The 14,092-nt window shown below is 64.4% G+C and carries 5 protein-coding genes, 1 tRNA gene, 3 rRNA genes and 1 pseudogene; 8 read left to right on the forward strand and 2 right to left on the reverse strand.

The features are described from left to right. Positions 1-94: 94 nt before the first annotated feature. The 7 genes from thyX to KKZ08_RS28410 all read left to right on the forward strand — a co-directional run bounded on the left by thyX (position 95) and on the right by KKZ08_RS28410 (position 10,181). Positions 95-835: an FAD-dependent thymidylate synthase gene (thyX, locus tag KKZ08_RS28380; protein WP_223777131.1), complete on the forward strand. Its 741-nt coding sequence runs from the start codon at positions 95-97 to the stop codon at positions 833-835. A 189-nt stretch (positions 836-1,024) separates the two neighbouring features. Further along, positions 1,025-1,924 carry a 4-hydroxy-tetrahydrodipicolinate synthase gene (dapA, locus tag KKZ08_RS28385; RefSeq protein ID WP_223777132.1) on the forward strand — a complete coding sequence of 300 codons (900 nt, stop codon included), beginning with the start codon at positions 1,025-1,027 and terminating at the stop codon, positions 1,922-1,924. Between the two features lie 108 nt (positions 1,925-2,032). After that, entirely contained in the window at positions 2,033-3,718 is a 1,686-nt protein-coding gene (locus tag KKZ08_RS28390; RefSeq protein ID WP_223777133.1) for a ribonuclease J, read from the forward strand. A 552-nt stretch (positions 3,719-4,270) separates the two neighbouring features. Continuing rightward, a 16S ribosomal RNA gene (locus KKZ08_RS28395) occupies positions 4,271-5,789 on the forward strand. A gap of 311 nt (positions 5,790-6,100) precedes the next feature. Beyond that, positions 6,101-9,200, forward strand: a 23S ribosomal RNA gene (locus KKZ08_RS28400). An 86-nt stretch (positions 9,201-9,286) separates the two neighbouring features. Further along, a 5S ribosomal RNA gene (rrf, locus tag KKZ08_RS28405) occupies positions 9,287-9,403 on the forward strand. The 16S, 23S and 5S rRNA genes sit together here, the layout of an rRNA operon. A gap of 115 nt (positions 9,404-9,518) precedes the next feature. Beyond that, positions 9,519-10,181 carry a DegT/DnrJ/EryC1/StrS family aminotransferase gene (locus tag KKZ08_RS28410; RefSeq protein ID WP_263303409.1) on the forward strand — a complete coding sequence of 221 codons (663 nt, stop codon included), beginning with the start codon at positions 9,519-9,521 and terminating at the stop codon, positions 10,179-10,181. Here the strand turns inward: KKZ08_RS28410 and KKZ08_RS28415 are convergent. After that, entirely contained in the window at positions 10,178-11,095 is a 918-nt protein-coding gene (locus KKZ08_RS28415; RefSeq protein ID WP_223777135.1) for a PHB depolymerase family esterase, read from the reverse strand. The two genes, KKZ08_RS28410 and KKZ08_RS28415, sit on opposite strands and share 4 nt — an antisense overlap. A gap of 116 nt (positions 11,096-11,211) precedes the next feature. Between KKZ08_RS28415 and KKZ08_RS28420 the strand changes: the two genes are divergently transcribed. Continuing rightward, positions 11,212-11,284, forward strand: a tRNA-Thr gene (locus tag KKZ08_RS28420). Between the two features lie 102 nt (positions 11,285-11,386). On the opposite strand, the pseudogene KKZ08_RS28425 reads toward KKZ08_RS28420, so the two are convergent. Beyond that, positions 11,387-14,008, reverse strand: a pseudogene (locus tag KKZ08_RS28425) (SpoIIE family protein phosphatase). Positions 14,009-14,092 lie beyond the last annotated feature (84 nt).

The following is a 14,092-nucleotide window of genomic DNA, read 5'->3' on the forward strand; positions in this document are numbered from 1 at the left end:
AGAATGTCGTGGCGGGTCACCGAACGGCCGATTGTCGGTGCCGGGCCATAGAGTGGGCGCCGCCCGAGTGATGCACATGGAAGGACCCCCGCCTGTGAGCGAGACCCCCACCGAAGACCTCAAGCCCAGCTTCCGCAGCGAGGTCACCGTCGAGCTCGTGAAGCACGCCGCAACCGACTCGGACGTCCTGTGGGCCGCCCGGGTCTCCACGGCGGGCGAGCAGTCGCTCGACGAGCTCCAGAAGGACCCGGAGCGCTCCAAGGGCCTGATCAACTACCTGATGCGGGACCGCCACGGCAGCCCCTTCGAGCACAACTCGATGACGTTCTTCATCAGCGCCCCCATCTTCGTCTTCCGCGAGTTCATGCGGCACCGCGTCGGCTGGTCGTACAACGAGGAATCGGGGCGCTACAGGGAGCTGGAGCCCGTCTTCTACGTCCCCGACGAGTCCCGCAAGCTGGTCCAGGAAGGCCGCCCCGGCAAGTACGTCTTCGTGGAGGGCACGCAGGCCCAGCAGGAGCTGACGGGCCGCGTCATGGAGGACTCCTACCGCCACGCGTACGAGGCGTACCAGGAGATGCTCGCCGCCGGCGTGGCCCGCGAGGTCGCCCGAGCGGTGCTCCCCGTCGGGCTCTACTCCTCGATGTACGCGACGTGCAACGCCCGTTCGCTGATGCACTTCCTTGGCCTCCGCACGCAGCACGAGCTCGCGAAGGTCCCCTCCTTCCCGCAGCGGGAGATCGAGATGGTCGGCGAGAAGATGGAGCAGCACTGGGCGGAACTGATGCCGCTCACCCATGCGGCCTTCAACAAGAACGGACGCGTGGCGCCGTAAGGCACTGATGTACGGATGCGCGGAGCGAAGTGTCCGTATTGCGGCACTTCGTGAAGTTCATCTAGCCTGATCAAACGGATCCGGCACTGCTTGAACCCCCGAGCAGGCAGTGCCGGGTCCTCACTTGACAGGTCCGCTCACGTCCCCCGAGGGGGGACCCCGCGCTGAGCAGCGAGTAGCGTGTTACCCATGGCTCCGACCTCCACTCCGCAGACCCCCTTCGGGAGGGTCCTCACCGCCATGGTCACGCCCTTCAAGGCGGACGGCGCACTCGACCTCGACGGCGCGCAGCAGCTCGCCGCCCACCTGGTGGACGCAGGCAATGACGGCCTCGTCATCAACGGCACCACCGGTGAGTCCCCGACCGTCAGTGACGCGGAGAAAAACGATCTCGTACGAGCCGTACTGGACGCCGTCGGAGACCGCGCCCACGTCGTCGCGGGCGTCGGCACCAACGACACCCGCCACAGCATCGAGCTCGCCCGCGCCGCCGAGCAGGCCGGCGCCCACGGCCTCCTGACCGTCACGCCGTACTACAACAAGCCCCCGCAAGAGGGCCTCCTCCGGCACTTCACGGCGATCGCCGACAGCACCGGTCTGCCGGTCATGCTGTACGACATCCCGGGCCGCAGCGGCGTACCGATCAACACCGAGACGATCGTCCGCCTCGCCGAGCACCCCCGCATCGTCGCCAACAAGGACGCCAAGGGCGACCTCGGCCGCGCCAGCTGGGCCATCGCCCGCTCGGGCCTCGCCTGGTACTCCGGCGACGACATGCTGAACCTCCCGCTCCTTTCGGTCGGCGCATGCGGCTTCGTCTCCGTCGTCGGCCACGTCGTCACGCCCGAACTGCGCGCGATGCTGGAGGCGCACCTCACGGGCGACGTCCAGAAGGCCACGGAGATCCACCAGAAACTGCTCCCGGTCTTCACCGGCATGTTCCGCACGCAGGGCGTGATCACGACGAAGGCGGCGCTCGCCCTCCAGGGCCGCCCCGCCGGTCCGCTCCGCCTGCCGATGGTGGAGCTGACGCCCGAGGAGACGGCACAGCTCAAGATCGACCTCGCGGCCGGCGGGGTACAGCTTTAACCACAGACTTCACAACTGAATACGTCCCGAACAACAACTGCTACTGCACGAACGTCATACGCGCCACGTGCCCCGGAGGTACGTGGCGCGCGTGGTGAGGAGAGTCTTTTGAGTCATCCGCATCCTGAACTCGGCGCCCCGCCGAAGCTCCCGAAGGGCGGCCTGCGGGTCACCCCGCTCGGCGGCCTCGGCGAGATCGGCCGCAACATGACCGTCTTCGAGTACAACGGTCGCCTGCTGATCGTCGACTGCGGAGTGCTCTTCCCGGAGGAGGAGCAGCCCGGAATCGACCTGATCCTGCCGGACTTCACGTCCATCAGGGACCGCCTCGACGACATCGAGGGCATCGTCCTCACGCACGGCCACGAGGACCACATCGGTGGCGTCCCCTATCTCCTGCGCGAGAAGCCGGACATCCCGCTGATCGGCTCCAAGCTGACCCTCGCGCTGATCGAGGCGAAGCTCCAGGAGCACCGCATCCGTCCGTACACGCTCGAGGTCGTCGAGGGCGACCGCGAGCACCTGGGCCCGTTCGACTGCGAGTTCATCGCGGTCAACCACTCCATCCCGGACGCCCTGGCCGTCGCCATCCGCACTCCCGCGGGCATGGTCGTCGCCACCGGCGACTTCAAGATGGACCAGCTGCCGATGGACGGCCGCCTGACCGACCTGCACGCGTTCGCGCGGCTGAGCGAGGAAGGCATCGACCTTCTCCTCTCCGACTCGACGAACGCCGAGGTCCCGGGCTTCGTACCGCCCGAGCGCGACATCTCGAACGTGATCCGCGGTGTCTTCGCCGGTGCCCAGAAGCGCATCATCGTGGCCAGCTTCGCCAGCCACGTGCACCGCATCCAGCAGATCCTGGACGCCGCCCACGAGTACGGCCGCAGAGTGGCCTTCGTCGGCCGCTCGATGGTCCGCAACATGGGCATCGCCCGCGACCTCGGCTATCTGCGCGTGCCGCCGGGCCTCGTCGTCGACGTCAAGACCCTCGACGACCTGCCCGACAGCGAGGTCGTCCTGGTCTGCACGGGTTCCCAGGGCGAGCCGATGGCCGCGCTGTCCCGCATGGCCAACCGCGACCACCAGATCCGCATCGTCCAGGGCGACACGGTGATCCTGGCGTCGTCCCTGATCCCCGGGAACGAGAACGCGGTCTACCGCGTGATCAACGGCCTGACCCGCTGGGGCGCCAACGTCGTCCACAAGGGCAACGCGAAGGTGCACGTCTCCGGCCACGCCTCGGCCGGCGAGCTGCTGTACTTCTACAACATCTGCAAGCCCAAGAACCTGATGCCGGTCCACGGCGAATGGCGCCACCTGCGCGCCAACGCCGAGCTCGGCGCCCTCACCGGCGTCCCGCACGACCGCATCGTCATCGCCGAGGACGGCGTCGTCGTCGACCTCATCGAGGGCAAGGCCAAGATCGTCGGCAAGGTCCAGGCCGGATACGTGTACGTCGACGGCCTCTCCGTCGGTGATGTCGGCGAGCCCGCGCTGAAGGACCGCAAGATCCTCGGGGACGAGGGCATCATCTCGGTCTTCGTCGTGGTGGACTCCAGCACCGGCAAGATCACCGGCGGTCCCCACATCCAGGCTCGCGGCTCGGGCATCGACGACGGGGTCTTCACCACCGTCACCCCGAAGATCCAGGAAGTCCTGGAGAAGTCGGCCCAGGACGGCGTCGTCGAGCCCCACCAGCTGCAGCAACTCATCCGCCGCACGCTGGGCAAGTGGGTCTCGGACAACTACCGCCGACGCCCGATGATCCTGCCGGTCGTCGTGGAGGTCTGACCCTCCTGACCGCGTGATCCACGGAGCGGGGCGCCTCGATTTGCATCGGGGCGCCCCGCTCCGTTAGGTTTACGGCTCCGCCCAACCGGGAAGCACCGCGCACTCACGTGCGAGGGGCCCAACCCGAACGGGGCGGGAATTCCGACTCAGAATCTCTGATAAAGTCGGAGCCGCCGGAAAGGGAAACGCGAAAGCCGAAAGGCCGGAGCGGGAACCGGAAAGGCGCCGAGGGAATCGGACACGAAAGAGTCTGATAGAGTCGGAAACGCAAGAACAAAAGAAACACCGAAGGGAAGCGCCCGGAGGAAAGCCCCAGACAAGGTCTGCGGGTGAGTACAAAGGAAGCGTCCGTTCCTTGAGAACTCAACAGCGTGCCAAAAGTCAACGCCAGATATGTTGATACCCCGACTCACTTCGGTGAGTTGAGGTTCCTTTGAAAAAGTCCTGTACGGCAATTCGATCGTGCAGGCGACACAGCGAGGACGCTGTGAACCGGGAGATTATTCTCTCCTTGGTTCCGCTCGTGGTGTTCATCCCGATTACGGGAAAACATTCACGGAGAGTTTGATCCTGGCTCAGGACGAACGCTGGCGGCGTGCTTAACACATGCAAGTCGAACGATGAACCACTTCGGTGGGGATTAGTGGCGAACGGGTGAGTAACACGTGGGCAATCTGCCCTGCACTCTGGGACAAGCCCTGGAAACGGGGTCTAATACCGGATAACACACGCTCAGGCATCTGAGTGTGTTGAAAGCTCCGGCGGTGCAGGATGAGCCCGCGGCCTATCAGCTTGTTGGTGAGGTAGAAGCTCACCAAGGCGACGACGGGTAGCTACCTGAGAGGGCGACCGGCCACACTGGGACTGAGACACGGCCCAGACTCCTACGGGAGGCAGCAGTGGGGAATATTGCACAATGGGCGAAAGCCTGATGCAGCGACGCCGCGTGAGGGATGACGGCCTTCGGGTTGTAAACCTCTTTCAGCAGGGAAGAAGCGAAAGTGACGGTACCTGCAGAAGAAGCGCCGGCTAACTACGTGCCAGCAGCCGCGGTAATACGTAGGGCGCAAGCGTTGTCCGGAATTATTGGGCGTAAAGAGCTCGTAGGCGGCTTGTCACGTCGAGTTAGAAAGCCCGGGCTTAACCCCGGGTCTGCAGTCGATACGGGCAGGCTAGAGTGTGGTAGGGGAGATCGGAATTCCTGGTGTAGCGGTGAAATGCGCAGATATCAGGAGGAACACCGGTGGCGAAGGCGGATCTCTGGGCCATTACTGACGCTGAGGAGCGAAAGCGTGGGGAGCGAACAGGATTAGATACCCTGGTAGTCCACGCCGTAAACGGTGGGAACTAGGTGTTGGCGACATTCCACGTCGTCGGTGCCGCAGCTAACGCATTAAGTTCCCCGCCTGGGGAGTACGGCCGCAAGGCTAAAACTCAAAGGAATTGACGGGGGCCCGCACAAGCAGCGGAGCATGTGGCTTAATTCGACGCAACGCGAAGAACCTTACCAAGGCTTGACATATACCGGAAAGCATCAGAGATGGTGCCCCTTGTGGTCGGTATACAGGTGGTGCATGGCTGTCGTCAGCTCGTGTCGTGAGATGTTGGGTTAAGTCCCGCAACGAGCGCAACCCTTGTTCTGTGTTGCCAGCATGCCCTTCGGGGTGATGGGGACTCACAGGAGACTGCCGGGGTCAACTCGGAGGAAGGTGGGGACGACGTCAAGTCATCATGCCCCTTATGTCTTGGGCTGCACACGTGCTACAATGGCAGGTACAATGAGCTGCGAAGCCGCGAGGCGGAGCGAATCTCAAAAGCCTGTCTCAGTTCGGATTGGGGTCTGCAACTCGACCCCATGAAGTCGGAGTTGCTAGTAATCGCAGATCAGCATTGCTGCGGTGAATACGTTCCCGGCCTTGTACACACCGCCCGTCACGTCACGAAAGTCGGTAACACCCGAAGCCGGTGGCCCAACCCCTTGTGGGAGGGAGCTGTCGAAGGTGGACTGGCGATTGGGACGAAGTCGTAACAAGGTAGCCGTACCGGAAGGTGCGGCTGGATCACCTCCTTTCTAAGGAGCACTTCTAAGCCAAGCTTGCTTGGTTCAGAGGCCACTACGTCGGCAAACGATCGACGGTGGTTGCTCATGCGGTGGAACGTTGACTACTCGGCACTCTTGGTTGTCTTCTCCTGCAAGTACTGCTCTTCGGAGCGTGGAAAGTTGAGGGAGCGGTGAAGGGTGTCGGGCACGCTGTTGGGTATCTGAGGGTACGGGCTTGTTCCCGACCTCAATGCCGACCCCAGTACACTCACTGGTTTTGCTGGTGGGGTGATGGGTGGTTGGTCGTTGTTTGAGAACTGCACAGTGGACGCGAGCATCTGTGGCCAAGTTTTAAGGGCGCACGGTGGATGCCTTGGCACCAGGAACCGATGAAGGACGTGGGAGGCCACGATAGTCCCCGGGAGCCGTCAACCAGGCTTTGATCCGGGGTTTCGAATGGGGAAACCCGGCAGTCGTCATGGGCTGTCACCCGCTGCTGAACACATAGGCAGTGTGGAGGAACGCGGGAAGTGAAACATCTCAGTACCCGCAGGAAGAGAAAACAACCGTGATTCCGGGAGTAGTGGCGAGCGAAACCGGATGAGGCCAAACCTACGACGTGTGATACCCGGCAGGGGTTGCGTCGTGGGGTTGTGGGATCTCTCTTCATAGTCTGCTTACTGTGAGACGAGTCAGAAACCGTTGATGTAGACGAAGGACATGCGAAAGGTCCGGCGTAGAGGGTAAGACCCCGTAGTCGAAACATCAGCGGCTCGTTTGAGAGACACCCAGCACGGGGCCCGAGAAATCCCGTGTGAATCTGGCGGGACCACCCGTTAAGCCTAAATATTCCCTGGTGACCGATAGCGGATAGTACCGTGAGGGAATGGTGAAAAGTACCGCGGGAGCGGAGTGAAATAGTACCTGAAACCGTGTGCCTACAAGCCGTGGGAGCGTCGGGATGGAGCTTGCTCCATCCTCGTGACTGCGTGCCTTTGAAGAATGAGCCTGCGAGTTTGCGGTGTGTTGCGAGGTTAACCCGTGTGGGAAGCCGTAGCGAAAGCGAGTCCGAATAGGGCGATTTAGTAGCGCGCTCAAGACCCGAAGCGGAGTGATCTAGCCATGGGCAGGTTGAAGCGGCTGTAAGAGGTCGTGGAGGACCGAACCCACCAGGGTTGAAAACCTGGGGGATGACCTGTGGTTAGGGGTGAAAGGCCAATCAAACTCCGTGATAGCTGGTTCTCCCCGAAATGCATTTAGGTGCAGCGTCGTGTGTTTCTTGCCGGAGGTAGAGCACTGGATAGGCGATGGGCCCTACCGGGTTACTGACCTTAGCCAAACTCCGAATGCCGGTAAGTGAGAGCGCGGCAGTGAGACTGTGGGGGATAAGCTCCATGGTCGAGAGGGAAACAGCCCAGAGCATCGACTAAGGCCCCTAAGCGTACGCTAAGTGGGAAAGGATGTGGAGTCGCACAGACAACCAGGAGGTTGGCTTAGAAGCAGCCACCCTTGAAAGAGTGCGTAATAGCTCACTGGTCTAGTGATTCCGCGCCGACAATGTAGCGGGGCTCAAGCGTACCGCCGAAGTCGTGTCATTCCAGCATGAGGGCCAACGCCCGCTGGGATGGGTAGGGGAGCGTCGTGTGCCGGGTGAAGCTGCGCCGGAAGGCAGTGGTGGACGGTTCACGAGTGAGAATGCAGGCATGAGTAGCGATACATACGTGAGAAACGTGTGCGCCGATTGACTAAGGGTTCCTGGGTCAAGCTGATCTGCCCAGGGTAAGTCGGGACCTAAGGCGAGGCCGACAGGCGTAGTCGATGGATAACCGGTTGATATTCCGGTACCCGCTGTGAAGCGTCAAACATCGAGCCCATTAATGCTAAGGCCGTGAAGCTGTTCCGACCCTTCGGGGAAAGGAAAGTGGTGGAGCCGCTTACCCAAGGTGGTAGTAGGTGAGTGATGGGGTGACGCAGGAAGGTAGTCCAGCCCGGGCGGTGGTTGTCCTGGGGTAAGGTGTAGCCCGTCATCTAGGCAAATCCGGATGACATGAGGGTGAGACCTGATGCCGAGCCGATTGTGGTGAAGTGGATGATCCTATGCTGTCGAGAAAAGCCTCTAGCGAGTTTCATGGCGGCCCGTACCCTAAACCGACTCAGGTGGTCAGGTAGAGAATACCGAGGCGTTCGGGTGAACTATGGTTAAGGAACTCGGCAAAATGCCCCCGTAACTTCGGGAGAAGGGGGGCCATCACCGGTGATGAGTCTTGCACTCTGAGCTGGGGGTGGCCGCAGAGACCAGCGAGAAGCGACTGTTTACTAAAAACACAGGTCCGTGCGAAGCCGTAAGGCGATGTATACGGACTGACGCCTGCCCGGTGCTGGAACGTTAAGGGGACCGGTTAGTGCACTTTCGGGTGTGCGAAGCTGAGAACTTAAGCGCCAGTAAACGGCGGTGGTAACTATAACCATCCTAAGGTAGCGAAATTCCTTGTCGGGTAAGTTCCGACCTGCACGAATGGCGTAACGACTTCTCGACTGTCTCAACCATAGGCCCGGTGAAATTGCACTACGAGTAAAGATGCTCGTTTCGCGCAGAAGGACGGAAAGACCCCGGGACCTTTACTACAGTTTGATATTGGTGTTCGGTTCGGCTTGTGTAGGATAGGTGGGAGACTGTGAAGCATGCACGCCAGTGTGTGGAGTCGCCGTTGAAATACCACTCTGGTCGTGCTGGATGTCTAACCTCGGTCCGTGATCCGGATCAGGGACAGTGTCTGATGGGTAGTTTAACTGGGGCGGTTGCCTCCCAAAGAGTAACGGAGGCGCCCAAAGGTTCCCTCAGCCTGGTTGGTAATCAGGTGTTGAGTGTAAGTGCACAAGGGAGCTTGACTGTGAGACCGACGGGTCGAGCAGGGACGAAAGTCGGGACTAGTGATCCGGCGGTGGCTTGTGGAAGCGCCGTCGCTCAACGGATAAAAGGTACCCCGGGATAACAGGCTGATCTTCCCAAGAGTCCATATCGACGGGATGGTTTGGCACCTCGATGTCGGCTCGTCGCATCCTGGGGCTGGAGTCGGTCCCAAGGGTTGGGCTGTTCGCCCATTAAAGCGGTACGCGAGCTGGGTTTAGAACGTCGTGAGACAGTTCGGTCCCTATCCTCTGTGCGCGTAGGAATATTGAGAAGGGCTGTCCCTAGTACGAGAGGACCGGGACGGACGAACCTCTGGTGTGCCAGTTGTCCTGCCAAGGGCATGGCTGGTTGGCTACGTTCGGAAAGGATAACCGCTGAAAGCATCTAAGCGGGAAGCCTGCTTCGAGATGAGTATTCCCACCCCTTTGAGGGGTTAAGGCCCCAGTAGACGACTGGGTTGATAGGCCAGATCTGGAAGCCCGGTAACGGGTGGAGGTGACTGGTACTAATAGGCCGAGGGCTTGTCCTCAGTTGCTCGCGTCCACTGTGTTGGTTCTGAAACCACGAACAACCCCATGTGTGGTCACGCATGGTGCGGTTGACAGTTTCATAGTGTTTCGGTGGTCATAGCGTGAGGGAAACGCCCGGTTACATTCCGAACCCGGAAGCTAAGCCTCACAGCGCCGATGGTACTGCAGGGGGGACCCTGTGGGAGAGTAGGACGCCGCCGAACTCATCTTGATAGAGCTGGTCCCTGAACTTCGGTTCAGGGACCAGCTCTTTTTTGTTTTGCGTCACTTGCCGTTCACGTTGTGCAGCCAACATCCGCAGACATGGGGACAGTTGGAATGTTGCGCGCCGCCGGTGTCGGCACCGGTGACGAGGTCGTCGTGCCCGCCTACGGGAACGCCGAGATCGCCGAGGCCGTGGTCCGGGCCGGAGCGCTGCCGGTCTTCGCCGACATAGAGCCGGCGACGTACTGCCTCGACCCTGACGCCGTGGCCGCCGTGGTGACCCCGCGTACGGCCGCCGTCATCGTCGTACACCGCTTCGGGAGCCAGGCCGACGTGCGGCGCCTGCGGGACCTGGGGGACCGGCAAGGGTTCCTCGTCCTGGAGCAGGGCGAGTCGGAAGCTCCGTACGAAGGCATGGAGCGCCGGCGGGCGCACGCCGCGTACCTCAGCGGGCGGCTCAGTGGAGTCATGACGCCGGACGCCGGTGAGGGGCACAGCTATCAGCAGTACGTGGTGCGCGTGCCCGGGAACGGGCGGCCGGACCGGGACGCGTTCGCGCGCGCGGTACGGGCCAAGGGAGTCAACTGCTGGGTGCCCGTGAAGACTCCGGTGCACCGGCTGCCGCAGTTCCGCAGGGACGTATGCCTGCCCGAGACCGAGCGGGCCGCGGACGAGACGCTGGCGCTGCCCGTCGACGCGTCGATGTCGCGGCGCGAGCTGCAACGCGTCGTCTCCGCCTGCAACGCCCTCGGAGGGCTTCTCCAACCCGCTTTCTAGGTCGCCTTCTTGGTTTGGGATTTGAAGAACTCCCATATCAGGTCGGTGGCATCGACACCGGCCTGCGGGTCGGACATGCTGCCGCCCGTGCCGCCCGGCCAGGAGTGGCCCATCTCGGGCAGTCGATAGACGATGACGTCCGAGCCGTCGCGGCATGTGGCGGTCGTCTTCCTGATTCCGTTCTTGAGCTTTTGGGGTTCGCGAGGATCGCAGGACAGGCGCTTCTGCCAGGAGTCGACGCCCGCGTCCATTCCCCCGTAGTGCTCGTCGAGACCGCCGATGAAGGTGATCACCGAGACCGGGGTCTTCGGCATGTACGAGGCCTTCTCCGCGTCGGTACCGAGATAGCCGCCGCTGACAGGGGCGATGGCCGCGAAGGTGTCGGGGAGCTCCACCGCGAGCTTGTACGACATGTCGCCGCCGTTCGAGATGCCCGTGGCGTAGATGCGGGACGGATCGGCGTTCCAGGTCTTGGTCAGCCTTGTCGTGAGCGTACGGATGAAGCCGACGTCGTCCTCGGTCCCGCAGCAGATGAGGGCATTGAAGCCCCGGTTGAGTCCGTCGGGGTAAGCGACGAGGAAGTTCTCGTCGTCAGCCTTGGCGTTCAGACCGCTGATCGCCGCCATGGCCTTTCCGTCAGCCGGATAAGGGTGCATGGCGACGACCAGGGGAAGCTTCTCGGAACGCGTATAACCGGGTGGGGCGTGGACGGTGTAGACGCGCTTCTCGCCCTTCCAGGAGAGCGTGACCTTGTGGTCGCCGGGGCGCGGGATCTCCGCGGCTGCCGGCTTCTTCGAGGGGCGCGGGCCCGGGGTCTCTTTGGCGTCGGATCCGCAGGCCGTGAGCGGCAGGAGCAGGGCTGCGATCGCCAGGGATGCGGCGGAGCGCGGACGTGTCGTACGTCGGGTCGGCATGCGCGCAGGGTGACAGTGCCCGGGCAGGTGGTCCAGAGGAATGGGCGGTTCGGAGGGGCACGGATTTCAGGTATGATCTATTCCGTTGCCGCGCGGGAAACCGCGAAGGACAGCAGGCCCCTATAGCTCAGTCGGTAGAGCGTCTCCATGGTAAGGAGAAGGTCAGCGGTTCGATTCCGCTTGGGGGCTCAACGGATGAAGGCCTCCGCCCGGTTGGGCGGGGGCCTTCTTCGCGTTCAGGCGTTGCTCGCTGTGCTGTGGTCCGGGGCGCCTGGAGGTGCCCCGGAGCGCTCAGTCCTTGTCGAGGCCGGGGACGCGCATCGCGAGGATGGCCATGTCGTCCGACGGGGCGTCCGACGCGAAGCGCTCCACCGCGCGCATGATGCGGGCCGCCACCGCGCCGGCCGTCAGGCCCGTACAGGTCGTCAGGACGTCCGCGAGGCCGTCGTCGCCGAGCATGCGGGTGCCCTCGCGGCGCTCGGTGACGCCGTCGGTCACGCAGAGCAGGACGTCGCCCGGGTCGAGCGTCATCGTCTGCTCGTACAGTTCGAGGTCGTCCATGACGCCGAGCAGCGGCTGCGGTTCGGCGTACGGCTCGACCGTGCCGTCCTGGCGCAGGCGCAGCGGCAGCGGATGGCCGGCGCAGACGATCTTCAGGACCGCGGAGCCGTCCTCCTAGGGCCACAACTCGCCGTACAGGAGTGTCAGGAAGCGGCTGCGGGCGCCCTCGTCGAGGATCGCGGCGTTCAGGCGCTCCAGGACCGCGGGGCCGCCGAAGCCCTCGCGGGCGAGCAAGCGCAGGGCGTGCCGGGCGAGGCCCGTGACGGCGGCGGCCTCCGGGCCGGTGCCGCAGACGTCGCCGATCGCGAAGCCGTACGCGCCGTCGCGGATCGGGAAGAGGTCGTAGAAGTCGCCGCCGACTTCGTTGCCCTCGCCGGCCGCGCGGTAGATGACATCGACCTCCACGCCCGGGACCTGCGGAAGGCCGGGCGGCAGCAGGCTGCGCTGGAGGGACTGGCTGATGGCCATGCGCTCGGAGTAGAGGCGGGCGTTGTCCAGGGCCAGGGCCGCCCGGCGGGAGAGATCTTCGGCCAATTCGAGGATCTCTTGGCGGAAGTGCTCGTCGGAGGGCTTACCGAGCGTGAGCATGCCGATGACGCGGTTGCGGGCCACCAGCGGCAGGACCACCGTCTCGCCGCCCACCGCGGATGCCGTGGACAAGGTGGTGCCGATGCCGGAGCCCAGGGTCATCGGTTCGCCGAGGCCCAGGCTGCGCATGGACGTGCGCAGCGCCGCCTGGTGGGCGGCCTCCGAGGGCGCGGCCCAGACGCGGGCGCCCGGGGTGGGGACCGGGTCGGGCGGGGCGATCTTGGAGAGGAGGGCCTTGAGGCCGTCGATGCGCTCCTCGTCCTCGTGCAGGACGTACGAGAGGTAGGGCTCGGCGGACTGGTCGGCGATGGTGTAGACGGCGCACCACGTGGCGAGCGTCGGGACCGTCATCTGGGCCATGAGGGCCAGGGTCTGGTCGCGGTCCAGGGTGCCGGCGAGGAGGTCGGAGGCCTCGACGAGGAAGGAGAGCGAGCCGCGGCGGAGCCGCTCCAGCTCGCCGAGGCGCGCGGACTCCACGGCGAGGGCGATGCGGTCGGCGGCGAACTGGAGGCGCAGGGCTTCTTCGTTCGAGTACCGGTCGGGGGCCTCCGCGGCGACGCCGAGGGAGCCGGTGAGACGGCCCTCGACCTTGAGGGGGACCGTGACGACGGAGCGCATGCCCGTGCCGCCCAGCAGCGGGACGGCGCCGGGGACGAGGGTGAGGTCCTCGTGGACGGCCGGCATGCGGGCCGAGCCGTATCGCCCGGGGCCCGCCTCCACGGGGACGCGGGCGAAGCGCTGGCGGGCCGAGGGCAGGCCGGTGGAGGCGCGGACCTCGAGCTCCGTCTCGTCGTCGGTGGCCAGGAGCAGGAAGGCCGCGTCGCCGTCGAGCATGTCGCGGGCGCGTTCGACGGTGCGCTGGAGCAGGCCGTCGAGGTCCTCGGGGGCGGGGGAGCCGATGAAGACCTCGAAGGGGTCCGTGGCGTTCGGCTCGCTGAGGGTGCCCTGCTCGGGGGTCGCGCCGCGGAGCGGGGTCTGCAGTACGGCGCGCTCGTCGTCGCGTACGAGGAGACAGACCGTGGACGGCTCGCCCTCGTTGTCACGGACGCGCAGGTGGGAGGCGTAGACGGGGATGACGCGGCCGTGGGAGCCGCGGATGCCGTAGCTGCCCTCCCAGCGGGAGAGCTGGAGGGCCTCGGCGATGCCGGTGCTGGTGCCGGGGGTGTGGGGCCAGGCCGCCAGGTCGTTCAGGGGCTTGCCGATGACCTGCTCGGCGGCGTACCCGAAGAGGTCCTCTGCGTCCTCGTTCCAGGCGTTGATCGCGCCTGCGCGGTCGATCTGGATCACGGCGACGCGGACTCTGCCGTCGGCGAGCGGCAGGAGGTCGGCCGGGAGGGCGGGGCCCGCGGTGCGGGTGCCCACCGAGCGGTGGGGGAGGTCGAGTTGGAACCAGACCAGCTTGTGCGTGGGGGTGTAGTCGACGCCCCAGCGGGTGGCGAGCGCGGCGCAGAGCTGGAGGCCGCGGCCGCCCTCGCGGTCGGGGCTGCCCACGTTCACGGAAGACTGCTGGAGCGGGATCTCGCGCTCCGGATAGCGGTCGGAGACCTCGATGCGTACGGCGTCCTCGCTGCGCAGGCACAGGACGTCGGCGGCCGTGCCGGCGTGCACCACGGCATTGGTCACGAGCTCGCTGGTGAGGACGACGGCGTCGTCGATGATGTCCGAGAACCCCCAGCCCTGGAGGGTGTCGCGCACGAAGGAGCGGGCCGTCGCGACGGAACGTCCGACGGGGTCGAAGGTCGCAGCCGCACGCGCGGTGATCACAGCACTCCTCGTACGAGTTTCGACGGTTTCCACAGTTTCGACTGTGTTGACTGTCTCGACGCCCAGTTCTCCCGAACCCATGGT

The sequence above is a fragment of the Streptomyces sp. 135 genome, from assembly GCF_020026305.1.
Taxonomy (GTDB): Bacteria; Actinomycetota; Actinomycetes; order Streptomycetales; family Streptomycetaceae; genus Streptomyces.

What these genes read in the sequence shown, in the direction of transcription:
- KKZ08_RS28415 (WP_223777135.1), bottom strand. Translation starts at nt 11,095, where the DNA reads ATGCCGACCCGACGTACGACACGTCCGCGCTCCGCCGCATCCCTGGCG.
- KKZ08_RS28410 (WP_263303409.1), top strand. Translation starts at nt 9,519, where the DNA reads ATGTTGCGCGCCGCCGGTGTCGGCACCGGTGACGAGGTCGTCGTGCCC.
- dapA (WP_223777132.1), top strand. Translation starts at nt 1,025, where the DNA reads ATGGCTCCGACCTCCACTCCGCAGACCCCCTTCGGGAGGGTCCTCACC.